The sequence below is a fragment of the Pseudoruegeria sp. SHC-113 genome (assembly GCF_025376885.1).
Taxonomy (GTDB): Bacteria; Pseudomonadota; Alphaproteobacteria; order Rhodobacterales; family Rhodobacteraceae; genus Pseudoruegeria.
Genome location: NZ_JAHUBR010000001.1, coordinates 862,161 through 882,555 on the forward strand (window position 1 = coordinate 862,161; position 20,395 = coordinate 882,555).

A 20,395-nucleotide genomic window follows, 5' to 3' on the forward strand; every position below is an offset into this window, starting at 1 on the left:
CGGCAGATCGCGATCTGTCGTTGCTGTAACAAGGAGATGGCCAATGGCCAAGAAGCTTGCTGGCACCATGAAGCTGCAGATCCCTGCAGGCAAAGCCAACCCGTCGCCGCCCGTGGGCCCCGCCCTGGGTCAGCGCGGCATCAACATCATGGAATTCTGCAAGGCGTTCAACGCCAAGACGCAGGACATGGAGCCCGGTGCGCCGTGCCCGACCGTGATCACCTACTACCAGGACAAATCCTTCGCGATGGACATCAAGACGCCGCCCGCGTCTTACTACCTCAAGAAGGCTGCTGGCCTGAAGCCCGTCGGCAAGCGCAACCGTCCGAAAGGCGCTGAGAAGCCCGGCCGTGAGACGATCGCTTACGTGACCGTGGCCCAGGTGCGCGAGATCGCCGAAGCCAAGATGAAGGACCTGTCCGCGAACGACGTGGAAGCCGCAATGCAAATCATCCTGGGCTCCGCGAAGTCCATGGGCATCGAGGTGAAGTAATCATGGCCAAGCTTGGAAAACGCACCACCGCCGCCCGCGCCGCATTTGCCGGCAAGGAAAACCTCTCCGTCGAGGAAGCCGTTGCCCTGATCAAAGGCAACGCGACCGCCAAATTCGACGAGACGCTCGAGATCGCGATGAACCTCGGTGTTGACCCGCGCCACGCTGACCAGATGGTCCGCGGCGTTGTTACGCTACCCAACGGCACCGGCAAAACCGTGCGCGTTGCTGTCTTCGCCCGTGGCCCGAAAGCGGAAGAAGCCCAGAAAGCTGGTGCTGACATCGTGGGCGCCGAAGACCTGATGGAAACCATCCAGGGCGGCACCATCGAGTTCGATCGCTGCATCGCGACCCCGGACATGATGCCGATCGTTGGCCGCCTGGGTAAGATCCTCGGCCCGCGCAACCTGATGCCGAACCCGAAGGTCGGCACCGTGACGATGGACGTGGCGCAAGCCGTGGCCAACGCCAAGGGTGGCGAAGTTCAGTTCAAGGCTGAAAAAGCAGGCGTCGTGCACGCCGGCATCGGCAAGGTCTCCTTCGACGAGGCCAAGCTGGCCGAGAACGTGCGTGCCTTCGTGGAAGCCGTCTCCCGCGCCAAGCCGACGGGTGCCAAGGGCTCCTACATGAAGAAAATCGCGCTGAGCTCCTCCATGGGCCCGGGCGTGACGATCTCCGTGGAAAACGCCACCGGCAACTGAGCCCAACCGGTTCAGACTAGAAATTGAGGAAGGGGCGCGGTTTTCGCGCCCCTTTTTCGTTGCGCTGCTATTTTGGGGCGCTCTGCTTGCGGAAATCGCCCGTTCTCCGGGCCGTGGAAAGCCTTCGTTAAGCTTTTGCTTGGCATAGTCCGGGGCAAGTGGGCAGGCAGAAAGGCGCAAAGTGTGACGCAGCAAGGCGATGGGTTCAGGGATCGGGATTTGCCCTCCCGTCTTGCCGGTGTCGGAATCATTTTCCTGGCGTCGGGGTTCTTCCTGCCGACGGCTTTCGTTGTCGCGGCCTTTGCCACCGTGGCCTATAGCGAAGCGCGGCTCTATGGCCTGCGGCGCCGTGCGGCAGAGGCGGGGCAGCCGCCTGACCCGGCCTTCAGCGTGGCTTTGATGGGGCTCGCGAGCGCGGCCATGATGGCCAATTGCGCGCTGCTGGCGCTGCAGGGGGGCGTGGCAGAAACGGTTCTGGCGCTTGCGATCCTGATCGGGGCGCTCACCCATACGATGCTGATCAAGGAGCACAGCTTTGCAGAACGTCTGGCCAAGCTCGGCCCTCTGATCGCAACGGCGCTTTTCCTTCCGGCAGCCCGCAGTCTCAACGGCGCGCCCGCGATGCAGGTTTTGCTTTTCGCCTTCATCATTGCGTTTCTTCTGCTTTACCTGAGCCTTGCCTACCGGGTGAACCAGCGTCTGAAAGCGGAGATGGCGCAGGCCCGCGCGCGGGCGGAAGCGGCCAATCGCGCCAAAGATGATTTTCTGGCCGTCATCAGCCATGAAATCCGCACTCCGCTCAACGGGGTGCTGGGTGCGGTTCAGCTATTGCAGGAGGAAGAGGATCCGGACCGCCGCAAGCGGCAGCTCGATCTGCTTGAACGCTCCGCGCGCGATGCGGAGCGGATCGTGACGGAGCTTCTGGACAGCGCCAAAATCGAGTCCGGCCATTTCAGCCTCGCGTCGGAGGTCGCCAACCTCGCCCAGACCTGTGGCGACGTGGTGGATCTGTTCCGCGGCCTTGCCGAGGACAAGGGGCTTGATCTTGCATTCAGGGTGGATCCGGCCCTGCCGCAGGATCTGATGTTTGACCGGATGCGCGTGCGCCAATGCGTGTCCAACCTGCTGTCGAACGCGCTGAAATACACCGATGACGGTGGGGTGGAGCTTTGGGCGGGCCGGGCGCCGGGCGAACCGGGCAAGGTCGAGGTCCGCGTAAAGGACAGCGGCCCCGGCATCGCCCGGGAGGATCAGGCGCGGATCTTCGAGAAGTACCAGCAGATCCAGCCTGCAGCGCGCAGCACGGGCGCGGCCGGGCCCGCCGGTGGATTGAAGCTCAACAGCACAGGCCTTGGCCTGCCGATCACCCGCCAACTGGCGCGGCGGATGGGCGGGGATGTGACCCTGCGCTCCCGCCCCGGACGGGGCTCGGAATTCTGCCTGAGCTTCGAGGCTCAAGCCGTGGCGAGGCCGGTGCCGGCTGCCGGTGAAGCCGTCACGCCTTCGCGTGATATGAAAGCCGCCGTAGCCACTCTGGACGCTGGCGCGCATGTTCTGGTGGTGGATGACAACCGCACCAACCGCACCATCGCGCTGGCCTTCCTGCGCCGCATGGGGCTGACCGGCGCAGAAGCCTGCGACGGGCTGGAGGGCCTTGCCGCGCTGGAAGCTGCGCGCTTCGACCTGGTTCTGCTCGATCTGAACATGCCGCGCATGGGCGGGGCGGAGATGTTTGCCGCGATGCAAGCGGCGGGCGGCCGGATCGCGGCGACGCCGGTCATTGCGCTCTCGGCGGAAGACGAGGAGGAAGCGGCGGCCCGGATCCGGACCCTCGGCATGGCGGACTATGTGCCCAAGCCGATCGACAAGGCGGTGCTGGAAGCCCGTGTTGCGAAGGTGATCGGCGCTGCCCGCGCCACGGCGGGCTCCTCCGCGGAGCATCCTGCGGACGGGGGCAGAGAGCCCGCCACACCGCGGCCCATGGGGCCGAAACCGGCGCTCCCGCATCCCGGCCCTCATTCCGGCCCGCAGTCTCGCGCTGCGGCGACGTCCGCCAAGGCGCGGTCCGATCTGCTGGCGCGCGATGCCTGAGTTGCCGCTCACCGGCTGGTGAGCAGGGGTGGGTAGACGGCAGGCAGTGGGAAAGACCGGGGCATTCGCCCTTGCCCCCGCGCCGAGAACCCCCTAAGAGGCAGTCCTGCACTGGAGCGCGCGATTCGTCGGGCGCTGCTTTGCGTTTCGTCCGAGACGGTGGGTGAGGCCTCGCTTCATAATTCCTGCCCGAGACGGGAGATGACAGAATTTGCCAGAGACTACCTCGGGCGCATTTTGGCTTTGTCCCGTACATCAAGGACTTAAGAGGCCGTTTCGACATCGGAGCGGCTAAACCTGAGCCGAGGGGTGATGCCCCTCACATTTGGAGTAACGCTGTGGATAGAGCCCAGAAAGAGAAACTGGTCGAGGAACTCGGCCAAATCTTCGAAAGCTCTGGCGTCGTCGTGGTTTCCCACTACGAAGGCCTCACCGTTGCTGAGATGCAGGATCTGCGTGCCCGCGCCCGCGAGGCAGGTAGTTCCGTGCGTGTTGCCAAAAACAAGCTCGCCAAAATCGCCCTGGAAGGTAAGCCCTGTGCTTCGATTTCCGAATACCTTTCGGGCATGACCGTTCTGACCTTCTCCGAGGACCCCGTGGCAGCAGCCAAGGTGGCCGAGGACTTCGCCAAAGATAACAAAAAGTTTGAGATCCTTGGCGGTGCAATGGGTGAGAGCGCTCTGGACCGTGCTGGTGTTACCGCCGTGTCGAAGATGCCGTCCCGCGAGGAGCTTATCGCTTCCATCGTCGGCTGCATCGGCGCCCCGGCTGCCAACATCGCCGGTGCCATTGGCGCGCCTGCAAGCAACATCGCTGGCATCCTCTCCACTCTGGAGGAGCGGGAAGCCGCTTAAGCAACAAGAGACCTGCGTGGGGGTTGAACCCTGGCACGTTGGAACACATCTTAACGAACGGAAAACAGTACAATGGCTGATCTGAAAAAACTGGCTGAAGAGATCGTTGGTCTGACCCTTCTCGAAGCTCAAGAGCTGAAAACCATCCTGAAAGACGAGTACGGCATCGAGCCGGCTGCTGGTGGCGCCGTGATGGTTGCTGCTGCAGGCGACGCCGGTGGCGCTGCTGCTGAAGAAGAAAAAACCGAGTTCGACGTCATCCTGAAGTCGGCCGGCGCGTCCAAAATCAACGTCATCAAAGAAGTCCGCGCCATCACCGGCCTGGGCCTCAAAGAAGCCAAAGAGCTGGTGGAAGCCGGCGGCAAGGCTGTCAAAGAAGGCGTGTCCAAGGACGAAGCCGAAGACATCAAAGGCAAGCTGGAAGCAGCTGGCGCCGAAGTCGAAGTCAAGTAATCTACCGGGGCTCAAGCGCCCCGCAGTGACTTGTAATTTCTGGCTGGATCCGGAGCAATCCGGGTCCAGCCGAACCTGTCTTGGAAAGGGCTTTGCCTGAGAAGCTCTTTCCAAGGTGTGGTTCAACGATCGGGAGGGCCCCGGTGGGACGGAGCCCAGGCATAGATCGAACCCCCTTGTTTCGTGTGCGGCGCGGTGCTGTGGCCCCGGCAGACTCGTGCCCGCGAAGAACGCTGAAAAGGTGACCACGCGCATGGCTCAGACCTACCTTGGCCAAAAACGGCTTCGCAAATACTACGGTAAAATCCGCGAAGTCCTGGAGATGCCGAACCTGATCGAGGTTCAGAAATCCTCCTACGATCTGTTCCTGAAATCCGGCGACCAGCCTGACCCGACCGACGGGGAAGGCATCAAGGGCGTCTTTCAATCGGTTTTCCCGATCAAGGATTTCAACGAAACCGCCGTTCTGGAGTTCGTCAAATACGAGCTTGAGAAGCCGAAGTACGATGTTGAGGAATGTCAGCAGCGCGACATGACCTACAGCGCCCCGCTGAAGGTGACCCTGCGCCTGATCGTGTTCGATGTCGATGAGGACACCGGCGCGAAATCCGTGAAGGACATCAAGGAGCAGGACGTGTTCATGGGCGATATGCCCCTGATGACGCCCAACGGCACCTTCATCGTCAACGGCACCGAGCGTGTGATCGTTTCCCAGATGCACCGCTCGCCGGGCGTGTTCTTTGACCATGACAAAGGCAAGACGCATTCCTCCGGCAAGCTGCTGTTTGCCTGCCGCATCATCCCCTACCGTGGCTCCTGGCTCGATTTCGAATTCGACGCCAAGGACATCGTCTTTGCCCGCATCGACCGTCGCCGCAAGCTGCCCGTCACCACGCTGCTGTACGCGCTCGGCCTCGATCAGGAAGGCATCTGCGACGCCTACTATGATACCGTCACCTACAAGCTGAAGAAGAACAAGGGCTGGGCCACCAAGTTCTTCCCCGAGCGTGTGCGTGGCACCCGCCCCACCTATGACCTGATCGACGCCGCCACCGGCGAAGTGATCGCCGAAGCGGGCAAGAAGGTCACCCCGCGCGCGGTGAAACAGCTGATCGATGAAGGCAAGGTGAAGGAGCTTCTGGTGCCCTTCGACCGGATCGTGGGCAAATATGTTGCCAAGGATCTGATCGACGAGGAAACCGGCGCGATCTTCGTGGAAGCCGGCGACGAGCTGACGCTGGAGCACGACAAGGACGGCGAGCTGATCGGTGGCACGCTGAAAGAGCTGATGGATGCCGGTTTCACCGAGATCCCGGTTCTGGACATCGACAACATCAACGTCGGCCCCTACATCCGCAACACGATGGCCGCCGACAAGAACATGGGCCGCGACACCGCGCTCATGGACATCTACCGCGTCATGCGTCCGGGCGAGCCGCCCACCGTTGAAGCGGCCTCCACGCTGTTTGACAGCCTGTTCTTCGACAGCGAGCGCTACGATCTTTCCGCCGTGGGCCGCGTGAAGATGAACATGCGTCTTGCTCTGGATGCGGCTGACACCCAGCGCACCCTGCGCAAGGAAGACATCATCGCCTGCATCAAGGCGCTGGTGGAGCTGCGCGACGGCAAGGGCGACATCGACGACATCGACCACCTCGGCAACCGCCGGGTGCGTTCGGTTGGCGAGCTGATGGAAAACCAGTACCGCGTCGGCCTGCTGCGCATGGAGCGTGCGATCAAGGAGCGGATGTCTTCCGTCGAGATCGACACGGTGATGCCGCAGGATCTGATCAACGCGAAACCGGCCGCTGCCGCCGTGCGCGAGTTCTTCGGCTCGTCCCAGCTGTCGCAGTTCATGGACCAGACGAACCCGCTCTCCGAAGTGACGCACAAGCGTCGCCTCTCGGCGCTTGGGCCGGGCGGTCTGACCCGCGAGCGCGCCGGTTTCGAGGTGCGCGACGTGCACCCGACGCACTACGGCCGCATGTGCCCGATTGAAACGCCGGAAGGCCCGAACATCGGCCTGATCAACTCGCTGGCCACCTATGCCCGCGTGAACAAATACGGCTTCATCGAGACCCCCTACCGCAAGGTGGTGGACGGCAAGGTGACGGATGACGTGCAATACATGTCCGCCACCGAGGAAATGCGCCACACTGTGGCACAGGCCAACGCCAAGCTTGATGAGGACGGCAAGTTCGTCAACGACATGGTCTCCACCCGTCAGGCCGGCGAATACACGCTGCAGACGATCGAGAACGTGGACCTGATCGACGTGTCGCCGAAACAGCTGGTGTCTGTGGCTGCCTCGCTGATTCCGTTCCTTGAAAACGACGACGCCAACCGCGCTCTCATGGGCTCGAACATGCAACGTCAGGCGGTTCCGCTGCTGCGCGCCGATGCGCCGCTCGTGGGCACCGGCATCGAGGAAGTCGTGGCCCGGGATTCCGGTGCTGCGATCATGGCAAAACGCGCCGGTGTGATCGACCAAGTCGACGCCCAGCGTATCGTTGTGCGCGCCACTTCCGATCTGGAAGTGGGTGATCCCGGCGTGGACATCTACCGGATGCGCAAGTTCCAGCGCTCCAACCAGAACACCTGCATCAACCAGCGTCCGCTGGTGAAAGTGGGCGACATCGTGGGCAAGGGCGAAGTGATCGCCGACGGCCCCTCCACGGATATGGGGGAACTGGCGCTCGGTAAGAACGTCGTCGTCGCCTTCATGCCCTGGAACGGCTACAACTACGAGGACTCCATCCTGATCTCCGAGCGCATCGCGCGCGACGACGTCTTTACCTCGATCCACATCGAGGAATTCGAAGTCGCCGCCCGTGACACGAAGCTCGGGCCGGAAGAGATCACCCGCGATATCCCGAACGTCGGCGAGGAAGCCCTGCGCAACCTCGACGAGGCGGGCATCGTCTACATCGGCGCCGATGTGGAGCCGGGCGATATTCTCGTCGGTAAGATCACGCCGAAGGGCGAAAGCCCGATGACGCCGGAAGAAAAGCTTCTGCGCGCCATCTTCGGTGAGAAAGCCTCCGACGTGCGCGACACCTCGCTGCGCGTGAAGCCGGGCGACTACGGCACCGTCGTGGAAGTGCGCGTCTTCAACCGCCATGGCGTGGAAAAAGACGAGCGTGCCCTGCAGATCGAGCGTGAGGAAATCGAACGCCTCGCCCGTGACCGCGACGACGAGATGCACATCCTTGAGCGCAACATCTACGCGCGCCTGAAGGACATGATCCTCGGCAAGCAGGCCGTGAAAGGCCCGCGCGGCGTGGCACCGAACTCGGTGATCACCGAAGAGCTGCTGGGCACCCTGTCCAAAGGCCAGTGGTGGCAGCTCGCCCTTGAGGACGAGGACGACGCCAAGATCGTGGAAGCGCTCAACGAGCAGTTCGAGGCACAGCGCCGTGCGCTGGAGCATCGCTTCGAGGACAAGGTCGAGAAGGTCCGCCGCGGCGACGATCTGCCGCCGGGCGTGATGAAGATGGTCAAAGTCTTCATCGCGGTGAAGCGCAAGCTTCAGCCGGGCGACAAGATGGCCGGCCGTCACGGCAACAAAGGTGTGATTTCCAAGGTTGTTCCGATGGAAGACATGCCGTTCCTCGCCGATGGTACCCCTGTTGACTTCTGCCTCAACCCGCTGGGCGTGCCCTCGCGGATGAACGTTGGTCAGATCCTCGAAACCCACATGGGTTGGGCGTCCCGTGGTCTGGGCATCCAGATCGACGATGCGCTGCAGGAATACCGCCGCTCCGGTGACATGACGCCGGTCCGCGAGGCCCTGCGCATTGCCTATGGCGACGATGTCTACGAGGAAGGCCTCGCCGGCCTCGAAGAGGACTCGCTGCTGGAGCGTGCAGGCAACGTGACGCGCGGTGTGCCGATCGCAACGCCGGTGTTTGACGGTGCCAAGGAAGCCGATGTGAACGAAGCTCTGGTGAAAGCGGGCTTCTCGCAGTCGGGCCAATCGGTGCTCTACGATGGCCGCACGGGCGAGCAATTCTCCCGTCAGGTCACCGTGGGTGTGAAATACCTGCTCAAGCTGCACCACCTGGTGGACGACAAGATCCACGCCCGTTCCACGGGCCCGTACTCGCTCGTCACCCAGCAGCCGCTGGGCGGTAAGGCGCAGTTCGGTGGTCAGCGTTTCGGGGAGATGGAAGTCTGGGCTCTGGAAGCCTATGGCGCCGCCTACACCCTGCAGGAAATGCTCACCGTGAAGTCGGACGACGTTGCTGGCCGGACGAAAGTCTACGAAAGCATCGTGAAGGGCGAAGACAACTTCGAAGCCGGCGTGCCGGAATCCTTCAACGTGCTCGTCAAAGAAGTCCGTGGCCTCGGCCTGAACATGGAACTCCTGGATGCGGAGGAGGAGGATTGAGCCAACAGGCGGGTTAACCCCCGCCTCACGGCCCCGGGGCGCGCGAAGCCTGCTTCGCCGCCCTCACATCCTCCCCCGCACCCTCTGACCCACGAGGTATCAAAATGAACCAGGAACTCACGAACAACCCGTTCAACCCGCTGACGCCGCAAAAGACCTTCGACGAGATCAAGGTCTCGCTGGCCAGCCCTGAGCGGATCCTCTCTTGGTCCTACGGTGAGATCAAGAAGCCCGAAACCATCAACTACCGCACGTTCAAGCCCGAGCGTGACGGCCTCTTCTGCGCGCGGATCTTTGGCCCGATCAAGGATTACGAATGCCTCTGCGGCAAATACAAGCGCATGAAATATCGCGGCGTTGTCTGCGAGAAATGCGGTGTGGAGGTCACGCTGCAGAAGGTCCGCCGCGAGCGCATGGGCCACATCGAACTGGCCGCACCGGTGGCGCACATCTGGTTCCTCAAGTCGCTTCCGTCCCGGATCGGCCTGATGCTGGACATGACCCTGCGCGATCTGGAACGCATTCTCTACTTCGAGAACTACGTCGTGATCGAGCCGGGCCTCACGGATCTGACCTACGGCCAGTTGATGAGCGAAGAAGAGTTCATGGACGCCCAAGACGTCTATGGCATGGACGCCTTCACCGCCGGCATCGGCGCGGAAGCCATCCGTGAAATGCTCTCCATGATCGATCTGGAAGCCGAAGCCGAGCAGCTGCGCGCCGATCTGGCCGAAGCCACCGGAGAACTGAAGCCCAAGAAGATCATCAAGCGCCTGAAAGTGGTGGAATCCTTCCTTGAATCTGGCAACCGCCCGGAGTGGATGATCCTCACCGTGATCCCGGTGATCCCGCCGGAACTTCGCCCGCTGGTGCCGCTGGACGGTGGCCGCTTCGCGACCTCCGATCTCAACGATCTGTACCGCCGCGTGATCAACCGCAACAACCGCCTCAAGCGCCTCATCGAGCTGCGCGCGCCCGACATCATCGTGCGCAACGAAAAGCGGATGCTGCAGGAATCCGTGGATGCACTGTTTGACAACGGCCGCCGCGGCCGCGTGATCACCGGCGCCAACAAGCGCCCGCTGAAATCGCTGTCGGACATGCTGAAAGGCAAGCAGGGCCGCTTCCGCCAGAACCTTCTCGGCAAGCGCGTGGACTTCTCGGGCCGGTCCGTCATCGTGACGGGCCCGGAGCTGAAGCTGCACCAGTGTGGCCTACCCAAGAAGATGGCGCTGGAGCTGTTCAAGCCGTTCATCTATTCGCGCCTTGAAGCCAAGGGGCTGTCTTCCACCGTGAAGCAGGCCAAGAAGCTCGTTGAAAAAGAGCGCCCCGAGGTCTGGGACATCCTTGACGAGGTCATCCGTGAGCACCCGGTTCTGCTGAACCGCGCGCCCACACTGCACCGTCTTGGCATTCAGGCCTTTGAACCCACGCTGATCGAAGGCAAGGCCATCCAGCTGCACCCGCTCGTCTGCTCGGCCTTCAACGCCGACTTCGACGGTGACCAGATGGCTGTCCACGTGCCGCTCTCGCTGGAAGCCCAGCTGGAAGCCCGCGTGCTGATGATGTCCACCAACAACGTGCTGTCGCCCGCCAACGGCGCGCCGATCATCGTGCCGTCGCAGGATATGATCCTCGGCCTCTACTACATCACGATGGAACGCGAAGGCATGAAGGGCGAAGGCATGGTCTTCTCCTCCGTGGACGAAGTCCAGCATGCGCTCGCCGCCGGCGAGGTGCACCTGCACGCCAAGGTGAAGGCCCGCATCAAGCAGATCGACGAGAACGGCCTTGAAGTCTACAAGCGCTTCGACACCACGCCGGGCCGCATCCGCCTCGGCGCGCTGCTGCCGCTGAACGCGAAAGCACCGTTTGAACTGGTGAACCGTCTTCTGCGGAAGAAGGAAGTGCAGCAAGTGATCGACACCGTCTACCGCTACTGCGGTCAGAAAGAGTCCGTCATCTTCTGTGACCAGATCATGAGCCTCGGCTTCAAGGAAGCCTTTGCCGCCGGTATCTCCTTCGGCAAGGACGACATGGTGATCCCCGACACCAAGTGGGAGATCGTTGAAGACACCCGCGAGCAGGTGAAGGGCTTCGAGCAACAGTACATGGACGGCCTGATCACCCAGGGCGAAAAGTACAACAAGGTTGTCGACGCCTGGTCCAAATGTAACGACAAGGTCACGGACGCGATGATGTCCACGATCTCGAACGCCGGTCACGACGAGACCGGCGCCGAGAACGAGCCGAACTCCGTTTACATGATGGCCCACTCCGGTGCGCGGGGCTCGGTGACGCAGATGAAACAGCTCGGCGGGATGCGCGGCCTGATGGCCAAGCCGAACGGCGAGATCATCGAAACGCCGATCATCTCGAACTTCAAGGAAGGCCTGACCGTGCTCGAGTACTTCAACTCGACCCACGGTGCCCGTAAAGGCCTCTCCGATACCGCTCTGAAAACGGCAAACTCCGGGTACCTGACCCGCCGCCTCGTTGACGTGGCGCAGGATTGCATCGTGCGCCTGCCCGACTGCGGCACCGAGAAGGCGATCACGGCCGAAGCCGCTGTCAACGACGGTGAGGTTGTCTCCTCGCTGGCCGAACGCATCCTTGGCCGCGTGGCCGCCGATGACGTTCTGCGCCCCGGCACCGATGAGGTGCTCGTGGCCAAGGGCGAGCTGATCGACGAGCGCAAGGCGGATACGATCGAGGAAGCCGGTGTGGCCTCCATGCGCATCCGCAGCCCGCTGACCTGTGAAGCCGAAGAAGGCGTTTGCGCCCAGTGTTACGGCCGGGATCTGGCCCGCGGCACGCGCGTGAACATCGGCGAGGCTGTCGGCATCATCGCCGCGCAGTCCATCGGTGAGCCGGGCACGCAGCTGACGATGCGGACCTTCCACATCGGCGGCGTTGCCCAGGGTGGCCAGCAGTCCTTCCAGGAAGCGAGCCAGGAAGGCCGCGTGGAGTTCCGCAACACCAACCTTTTGGAAAACGCGCATGGCGAGCTGATCGTCATGGGCCGCAACATGCAGCTTGCGATCATCGACGAGAACGAGCAGGAGCGCGCCTCCTTCAAGCTCGGCTACGGCTCGAAGGTGCACGTCAAGGAAGGCATGAAGGTTGTTCGCGGCGACAAGCTGTTCGAATGGGATCCCTACACCCTGCCGATCATCGCGGAGAAAGCCGGTAAGGCGAAATTCGTCGATCTCTACTCGGGCATCTCCGTGCGCGACGTGACCGACGATGCCACCGGCATGACCCAGAAGATCGTGTCCGACTGGCGCGCCGCGCCCAAGGGCAACGAGCTTAAGCCCGAGATCATCATCGTCGACGCCGATGGCGAGCCGGTCCGCAACGATGCGGGCAACCCGGTGACCTACCCGATGTCGGTGGATGCGATCCTCTCGATCGAAGACGGTCAGGACATCAAGGCAGGTGACGTTGTGGCGCGTATTCCGCGTGAAGGCGCCAAGACGAAAGACATCACCGGTGGTCTGCCCCGTGTGGCCGAACTGTTCGAAGCCCGCCGCCCGAAAGATCACGCGATCATCGCCGAAATCGATGGTTACGTGCGCTACGGCCGCGACTACAAGAACAAGCGCCGCATCTCGATCGAACCGGCCGATGAGTCGATGGAACCCGTCGAATACATGGTGCCCAAAGGCAAGCACATCCCGGTTGCCGAAGGCGATTTCGTCCAGAAGGGCGATTACATCATGGACGGCAACCCTGCGCCGCACGACATCCTGTCGATCCTCGGTGTGGAGGCTCTGGCCAACTACATGATCGACGAGGTGCAGGACGTGTATCGACTGCAGGGCGTGAAGATCAACGACAAGCACGTCGAGGTCATCGTCCGGCAGATGCTGCAGAAGTGGGAGATCTCCGAATCCGGCGATACGACGCTTCTGAAGGGCGAGCACGTGGACAAGATCGAGTTCGATCAGGCCAACGAAAAGGCGCTGGCCCGTGGCAAGCGTCCGGCGCAAGGCGAGCCGATCCTGCTCGGGATCACCAAGGCCAGCCTGCAGACGCGCTCCTTCATCTCGGCCGCCTCCTTCCAGGAGACGACCCGCGTCCTCACCGAGGCCTCGGTGCAGGGCAAGAAGGACAAGCTCGTCGGCCTGAAGGAGAACGTGATCGTGGGTCGCCTGATCCCGGCCGGGACGGGTGGCGCGACCCAGCGCGTGCGCCGCATCGCGGCCGACCGCGACAACGTGGTGCTCGAAGCACGCCGTGCCGAAGCCGAGGAAGCCGTGGCCCTTGCCGCGCCGACCGAGGCCGATGCCGGCAGCTTCTCCGACGATGTGATCGGTGGCGACGAGTTCGACACCATCCTCGTGGAAACGCCGGAAAGCCGCGAAGAATAAGCGCCGCTTTCTCGCGCCTGAACACATCAAAGCCCTCCGCCACACCGGCGGGGGGCTTTTCCTTTGGGGCCCCTTTCCTCTTGCCAAAAATACCTCGGGGGAGGCCCCGTCAGGGGCCGGGGGCAGAGCCCCCTCTTTTTGCGGCCCTTCCTCAAGCCCGCTTGACAGAGCCGCGCGAAACCGCCACCGCTTCGTCTATGAAAGACAACACGCGCGGCGCGCTTCTGATGATCGGCAGCATGACAGGCTTCACCCTGAACGATGCCTGCATGAAATCGCTCTCCGGCGAGATTCCCCTGTTTCAGGCCATCCTGCTGCGCGGCGTGGTCACGACGCTGGCGATCCTGCTGCTGGCCCGCGCCATGGGCAAGCTGACCTTCCGCATTCCGAAACGGGATCGCAAGATGATCCTGCTGCGCACGCTGGTCGAGGTGGGCGCGGCCTATTTCTTCATCAGCGCGCTCTTCAACATGCCGATCGCCAATGCCACGGCGATCCTGCAAACCCTGCCGCTCACGGTCACGCTCGCAGGCGCGGTGTTTCTGGGCGAGCCCGTCGGCTGGCGCAGGCTCTCGGCGATTTTCGTGGGCTTCATTGGCGTCTTGCTGATCGTGCGCCCGGGCACGGAAGGCTTCAATATCTATTCCGTCTACGCGCTGATTGCCGTGGCGCTGGTCACGGCGCGCGATCTTTTCGCGCGCGCGGTGTCCCCGGCGGTGCCCTCACTCACCGTCGCGGCGGCGGCGGCCTTCGGCGTCACGCTTCTTGGGGCGGCCGGAACGGCGGGCAGCGAATGGGTGGTGATGGAGCCACGACATTGGGCGCTGATCGGCGGCAGCGTTGTCTTCGTCATTGCGGGCTACGTGTTCAGCGTTGCCGTCATGCGCGTGGGCGACATCGGCTTCGTCGCACCCTTCCGCTACACGAGCCTGCTGATCGCGCTGGTGCTCGGCGTGCTGGTGTTCGGCGAATGGCCACGCCCTGCCACGCTGCTGGGCGCGGCGATTGTCGTGGGCATGGGGGTCTGGGTGCTCTACCGCGAGCAGGTGGTGCAGCGGCAGGGGTAAGCGGGCTTAGGGCAGGGCAAAGGCCGCACGGGAAATCGCGCCGCCGTCGCGCGTCAGCTCGTAAAGCAGCGATTGCGCCTCGAAGCGGCGCAGGTGCCGCGTTTCGGGGGCCCCGTGGCTCAGCGCCTGCAGCGGGCAATCCGAAAGCCCGGTCACCAGCCCGACCGATTGCAGCCTTGGCAGCCATTCCGGCGAGACGGTGGACAGGTTCACCGTCTCTGTCCAGAGATCGCCCACCTGTACCGGGGCGGGGGCGGAGAGGATCAGGTTGTGATAGGTCACCCCCCGGCTCGGCGCATCGGCATAGGCCTTGGTGAGCGGTGCGAACTCGCGCGCGGCCACCAGCACATCGATCTCACCGAAATCATATTCCACGTTGGGCCCGCCGACGCGCAGCCCCTGACCGGGGGCCAGCGAGAAGGCGCGCGCGTTGCCAAGGGCATTGGCCGGGAAGACAACCGGCGCAAACCGCGGCAGGCAGGTGAGCACCGTCTGCGGGACAGGGGTGCGCGCCACGGCCAGGACGGTTTCATAGGTGCCGCCCGGCGTCACCACGCGCGTGCCGGGCCGGATCGATTCCACGGCCTCTTCGCCCTGTTCGCAGCGCACCTGCGTGCCGGACACGAGGCCCAGGCAGCCGCTGGTGGGCAGGGCGGCGAGGAAGCCGAACAGCGCTTCGCGCAGCAGGCTGAGCCCGTCGCGCTGTGGCTCTTGAAAGAGGGTGATTTCCCGGTAGCCTTCGGCCAGCACAAAGGGGGGCTCAGCGTCCGAAGCGGCCGGCTGCCGCAGGAACACGCGGCGGCGGCGATCAACGAGGAATAGCGTTTCGCGCGGATCCAGCGCCGGGGCAGCCCCTAGCGCGGCAGCCGGAAAAGCGGCGGACAGATGCGCGGCGGTGATGTCTGGCAAAATGCAGTCGTCGGGGTGAAAGCTGTGGACAAGCCCGTAATCGGAAGACCAGATCTCGATCCCGGCCAAGGAGGCCGCTTTTCCTGTATTCTTTCCATCTTCCCCAACGCCCAGGCCTTGTAACGGGTGTGATGAGTGGGCACCCTTCAACAAGCTGGAGGAAAGAACCCCGACCATACCATTACTCCGAAAACTGATTAACTCTGCACAGCCTCATCTAGGTGGCGGGCCGGGGCGTTTGTTGGGATGAATCTGGACAATTTGAGGGCAATTTGAACCGCCCACTCTTGGTGACGTTGCGGCACCCGGCCATGGCCCGCGGGGAAGCGGCCAAACCGGGGGGCTCTGTTGACATCCCGCCCGACTCCCATTAAATCGCGCGTCACTCAGGCAGGGGCCCCGTGCCCCGTTTGCTTGCGAAAGCCTAAACTTGAGTGGTCATGATCCGGGCCAAGGCCCCGATCCTCTGTCATCTGACCGTGTTCGTCCCGGACGTTTCGAAGGGGCGTATGCGGTATTGGCGTTTTGTCATGGGGGCAAGACGCTGTCGAGAAGCAGCGCCTCAGGGTTTGAGGCGAGTATTGACACCATGCAACAAGAGGATTGTGCATGCCAACGATTCAACAGCTGATCCGCAAGCCGCGGCAGCCGAAAGTGAAGCGACAGAAGTCCCAGCACCTGCAGGCTTGCCCGCAGAAGCGCGGCGTCTGCACGCGCGTCTACACCACCACGCCGAAGAAGCCGAACTCCGCTATGCGGAAAGTTGCGAAGGTCCGCCTGACCAACGGTTTCGAGGTGATCTCCTACATCCCCGGTGAAAGCCACAACCTTCAGGAGCACTCTGTGGTTCTGATCCGCGGCGGCCGGGTAAAAGACCTTCCGGGTGTGCGTTACCACATCCTGCGCGGTGTTCTGGATACCCAGGGCGTCAAAGATCGTAAGCAACGCCGTTCGAAATACGGCGCGAAGCGTCCGAAGTAAGGAGATCCCGGAATGTCTCGTCGTCACGCCGCTGAAAAACGCGAAGTGCTGCCCGACGCCAAATATGGCGATCGCGTGCTGACCAAATTCATGAACAACCTGATGATCGACGGCAAGAAAAGCGTTGCCGAAAAGATCGTCTACAACGCCTTCGACCGCGTTGAGGCCAAACTGAAGAAAGCGCCGGTGGAAGTGTTCCACGAAGCGCTGGACAACGTGAAGCCCTCCGTTGAGGTCCGCTCCCGCCGTGTTGGTGGTGCGACCTACCAGGTGCCCGTCGAAGTGCGCCCCGAGCGTCGCGAAGCTCTTGCGATCCGCTGGCTGATCACCGCTGCCCGCGCCCGCAACGAGAACACCATGGAAGAGCGCCTCGCCGGCGAACTCCTGGACGCTGTCAACAGCCGCGGCACCGCGGTCAAGAAGCGCGAAGACACTCACAAGATGGCCGAAGCCAACAAAGCTTTCAGCCATTACCGCTGGTAACAACCGTCCAAGGACACAAAACCCATGGCACGCGAATATCCCCTCGACCGCTACCGCAACTTCGGGATCATGGCGCATATCGATGCAGGCAAAACCACCTGCTCGGAGCGCATCCTGTACTACACCGGCAAATCCCACAACATCGGCGAGGTGCACGATGGTGCAGCCACGATGGACTGGATGGAGCAGGAGCAGGAACGCGGTATCACCATCACTTCCGCTGCGACGACCACCTTCTGGGAGCGCACCGAAGATGGCCAAACCGCAGACACGCCGAAGCACCGTCTGAACATCATCGACACCCCCGGTCACGTTGACTTCACGATCGAGGTGGAGCGTTCGCTCGCCGTGCTCGACGGTGCCGTCTGCGTGCTCGACGCCAACGCCGGCGTTGAGCCCCAGACCGAAACCGTGTGGCGTCAGGCTGACCGCTACAAAGTTCCGCGTATGGTCTTCGTCAACAAGATGGACAAGATCGGCGCTGACTTCTTCAACTGCGTTCGCATGATCGAAGACCGCACTGGCGCGCGCGCCGTGCCGGTTGGTATCCCGATCGGTGCCGAAAGCGAGCTGGAAGGCCTGATCGACCTCGTCACCATGGAAGAATGGCTCTGGCAGGGCGATGACCTCGGCGCAAGCTGGATCAAAGCTCCGATCCGTGACAGCCTGAAAGACATGGCCGACGAATGGCGCGGCAAAATGGTGGAAGCCGCCGTCGAAGAAGACGACGACGCGATGGAAGCCTACCTCGAAGGCGAAGAGCCCGACGTGCCGACCCTGCGCAAACTGCTGCGCAAGGGCACGCTGGCCCTGCACTTCGTGCCGGTTCTGGGGGGCTCTGCCTTCAAGAACAAAGGCGTGCAGCCGCTGCTGAACGCCGTAATCGACTACCTGCCGAGCCCGCTCGACGTGGTGGATTACATGGGCTTCAAGCCCGGCGACGAAGAAGAAGTGCGTAACATCGCCCGCCGCGCGGACGACGACATGCCCTTCGCTGGCCTTGCCTTCAAGATCATGAACGACCCCTTCGTGGGCTCCCTGACCTTCACCCGGATCTACTCCGGCAAGATGAACAAGGGCGACAACGTCACGAACTCGACCAAAGGCAAGAAAGAGCGCATCGGTCGTATGATGATGATGCACTCCAACAACCGTGAAGAGATCGAAGAGGCATTTGCCGGCGACATCATCGCTCTGGCTGGCCTGAAGGACACGACCACCGGTGACACGCTTTGCGCCACCAACGACCCGGTCGTTCTGGAAACGATGACCTTCCCGGAGCCGGTGATCGAAATCGCCGTGGAGCCGAAAACCAAGAACGACCAGGAGAAAATGTCCCAGGGTCTGGCCCGTCTGGCCGCCGAAGACCCGTCCTTCCGCGTCGAAACGGATCTCGAATCCGGTCAGACGATCATGAAGGGCATGGGCGAACTTCACCTGGACATCCTGGTGGATCGTCTGAAGCGCGAGTTCAAAGTGGAAGCCAACATCGGCGCGCCGCAGGTGGCCTACCGCGAGACCATCGGTCACGAGGTGGAGCACTCCTACACCCACAAGAAACAGTCGGGTGGCTCTGGCCAGTTCGCCGAGGTGAAGCTGATCATCACCCCCACCGAGCCGGGCGAAGGCTACTCCTTCGAATCCCGCATCGTGGGCGGCACCGTGCCGAAGGAATACATCCCGGGTGTCGAAAAAGGCATCAAGTCGGTGATGGATTCCGGCCCGCTTGCCGGCTTCCCGGTGATCGACTTCAAGGTTGCCCTGATCGACGGTAAGTTCCACGACGTGGACTCCAGCGTTCTGGCCTTCGAAATTGCCTCCCGCATGTGCATGCGCGAAGGGATGCGCAAAGCCGGCGCCAAGCTGCTTGAGCCGGTGATGAAGGTCGAAGTGATCACGCCGGAAGAGTACACCGGTGGCATCATCGGCGATCTCACCTCCCGTCGGGGTCAGGTGACGGGGCAGGAGCCGCGCGGCAACGCCGTTGCGATCAACGCCTTCGTGCCGCTGGCCAACATGTTCGGCTACATCAACACGCTGCGTTCCATGTCCTCGGGCCGCGCGCAGTTCTCGATGCAGTTCGATCACTACGATCCGGTGCCGAACAACATCTCCGAAGAGATCCAGGCGAAATACGCATAAGAACCGGGTGGCGGGGTTGACCCCGCCCTACCCACCCCCAAGTAGGGCGGGGCTCACCCCGCCGTCCGACACAGAAAAGGAGCTTTGCACATGGCAAAGGAAAAGTTTGAGCGTACGAAACCGCACGTCAACATCGGCACCATTGGCCACGTTGACCACGGCAAAACGACGCTGACCGCAGCGATCACCAAGCAATTCGGTGACTTCAAAGCCTACGACGAGATCGACGGCGCCCCGGAAGAGAAAGCCCGCGGCATCACCATCTCCACGGCGCACGTTGAGTACGAGACGGACGCCCGTCACTACGCCCACGTGGACTGCCCCGGCCACGCCGACTACGTGAAGAACATGATCACCGGTGCTGCCCAGATGGACGGCGCGATCCTGGTTGTGAACGCTGCTGACGGCCCGATGCCGCAGACCCGCGAGCACATCCTGCTGGGCCGTCAGGTTGGCATCCCGAAGATGGTCGTGTTCATGAACAAAGTGGACCAGGTGGACGACGAGGAACTGCTCGAGCTGGTGGAAATGGAAATCCGCGAGCTGCTGTCTTCCTACGACTACCCGGGCGACGATATCCCGATCGTGGCAGGCTCCGCCCTGGCCGCTCTGGAAGGCCGTGACGACAACATCGGTTCCGAGAAGATCGCCGAGCTGATGCAGGCCGTCGACGACTACATCGACACGCCCGAGCGCGCAGTGGATCAGCCGTTCCTGATGCCGATCGAAGACGTGTTCTCGATCTCCGGCCGCGGCACCGTTGTGACCGGTCGTGTTGAGCGCGGCGTGATCAACGTGGGCGACAGCATCGAGATCGTGGGCATCAAGGACACGCAAACGACGACCTGTACCGGCGTTGAAATGTTCCGCAAGCTGCTGGATCGCGGTGAAGCCGGCGACAACATCGGCGCCCTGCTGCGCGGCATCGACCGTGAAGCCGTCGAGCGTGGCCAGGTTCTGTGTAAGCCGGGCTCCGTGACCCCGCACACGAAGTTCGAAGCCGAAGCCTACATCCTGACGAAGGAAGAAGGCGGCCGTCACACCCCGTTCTTCGCCAACTACCGCCCGCAGTTCTACTTCCGCACGACGGATGTGACCGGCACGGTGACGCTGGCCGAAGGCACCGAGATGGTGATGCCGGGCGACAACATCTCCTTCACCGTTGAGCTGATCGCCCCGATCGCCATGGAAGACGGTCTGCGCTTCGCCATCCGCGAAGGCGGCCGCACCGTCGGCGCTGGCGTTGTGTCCAAGATCCTCGCGTAAGCGAGATCTGACGCTCCAATAGAAAAGGGCCGCTCTTCGGAGCGGCCCTTTTTGCATGCCTGCGCGCTTGTTGTGGGCAAAAAAAGAGGGGGCTCTGCCCCCGCCACGCCTCGCGGCGTGCCTCCCCCGAGATATTTACAGAACAAAGTGGGGCCCCATCTTCTGACCCGAAGTATCCCGGGGGTGCGGGGG

The 20,395-nt window shown here is 62.6% G+C and carries 13 protein-coding genes; 12 read left to right on the top strand and 1 reads right to left on the bottom strand.

From position 1 onward, the window contains the following. Positions 1-43 precede the first annotated feature (43 nt). From rplK to KVX96_RS04360, 8 genes are all read left to right on the top strand, one after another. Positions 44-493 (top strand): 50S ribosomal protein L11, encoded by a 450-nt coding sequence (gene rplK / locus KVX96_RS04325; RefSeq protein WP_261193040.1) that lies wholly within the window; start codon positions 44-46, stop codon positions 491-493. 2 nt (positions 494-495) lie between these two features. Then, positions 496-1,194, top strand: coding sequence for a 50S ribosomal protein L1 (gene rplA / locus KVX96_RS04330; RefSeq protein WP_261193042.1), 699 nt, complete (start codon positions 496-498; stop codon positions 1,192-1,194). A gap of 183 nt (positions 1,195-1,377) precedes the next feature. Then, positions 1,378-3,285: a hybrid sensor histidine kinase/response regulator gene (locus KVX96_RS04335; RefSeq protein ID WP_261193043.1), complete on the top strand. Its 1,908-nt coding sequence runs from the start codon at positions 1,378-1,380 to the stop codon at positions 3,283-3,285. 338 nt (positions 3,286-3,623) lie between these two features. Beyond that, entirely contained in the window at positions 3,624-4,139 is a 516-nt protein-coding gene (gene rplJ, locus KVX96_RS04340) for a 50S ribosomal protein L10 (RefSeq protein ID WP_261193044.1), read from the top strand. Between the two features lie 72 nt (positions 4,140-4,211). Then, on the top strand, positions 4,212-4,592 hold the full coding sequence (gene rplL / locus KVX96_RS04345; RefSeq protein WP_261193045.1) for a 50S ribosomal protein L7/L12: 381 nt from the start codon (positions 4,212-4,214) through the stop codon (positions 4,590-4,592). Between the two features lie 253 nt (positions 4,593-4,845). Continuing rightward, the gene (gene rpoB, locus KVX96_RS04350; protein WP_261193046.1) at positions 4,846-8,982 is read left to right on the top strand and encodes a DNA-directed RNA polymerase subunit beta; all 4,137 of its coding nucleotides are present in this window, start codon (positions 4,846-4,848) and stop codon (positions 8,980-8,982) included. 104 nt (positions 8,983-9,086) lie between these two features. Beyond that, positions 9,087-13,355 (top strand): DNA-directed RNA polymerase subunit beta', encoded by a 4,269-nt coding sequence (gene rpoC, locus KVX96_RS04355; RefSeq protein ID WP_261193047.1) that lies wholly within the window; start codon positions 9,087-9,089, stop codon positions 13,353-13,355. Positions 13,356-13,552: 197 nt separating this feature from the next. Then, the gene (locus KVX96_RS04360) at positions 13,553-14,422 is read left to right on the top strand and encodes a DMT family transporter (RefSeq protein WP_261193048.1); all 870 of its coding nucleotides are present in this window, start codon (positions 13,553-13,555) and stop codon (positions 14,420-14,422) included. A gap of 6 nt (positions 14,423-14,428) precedes the next feature. Here KVX96_RS04360 and KVX96_RS04365 read toward each other — a convergent pair whose 3' ends face one another. Beyond that, positions 14,429-15,400 (bottom strand): Hint domain-containing protein, encoded by a 972-nt coding sequence (locus KVX96_RS04365; protein ID WP_261193049.1) that lies wholly within the window; start codon positions 15,398-15,400, stop codon positions 14,429-14,431. Positions 15,401-15,940: 540 nt separating this feature from the next. Here KVX96_RS04365 and rpsL point away from each other — a divergent pair. The 4 genes from rpsL (at position 15,941) to tuf (ending at position 20,203) form a co-directional block, all read left to right on the top strand. After that, positions 15,941-16,312 carry a 30S ribosomal protein S12 gene (rpsL, locus tag KVX96_RS04370; RefSeq protein WP_042456862.1) on the top strand — a complete coding sequence of 124 codons (372 nt, stop codon included), beginning with the start codon at positions 15,941-15,943 and terminating at the stop codon, positions 16,310-16,312. A gap of 12 nt (positions 16,313-16,324) precedes the next feature. Beyond that, positions 16,325-16,795, top strand: a complete 471-nt coding sequence (gene rpsG / locus KVX96_RS04375) for a 30S ribosomal protein S7 (protein ID WP_261193055.1) — start codon at positions 16,325-16,327, stop codon at positions 16,793-16,795. Between the two features lie 24 nt (positions 16,796-16,819). Continuing rightward, on the top strand, positions 16,820-18,937 hold the full coding sequence (gene fusA, locus KVX96_RS04380; protein WP_261193056.1) for an elongation factor G: 2,118 nt from the start codon (positions 16,820-16,822) through the stop codon (positions 18,935-18,937). A 90-nt stretch (positions 18,938-19,027) separates the two neighbouring features. Beyond that, the gene (tuf, locus tag KVX96_RS04385; protein WP_261193032.1) at positions 19,028-20,203 is read left to right on the top strand and encodes an elongation factor Tu; all 1,176 of its coding nucleotides are present in this window, start codon (positions 19,028-19,030) and stop codon (positions 20,201-20,203) included. Positions 20,204-20,395: the final 192 nt, after the last annotated feature.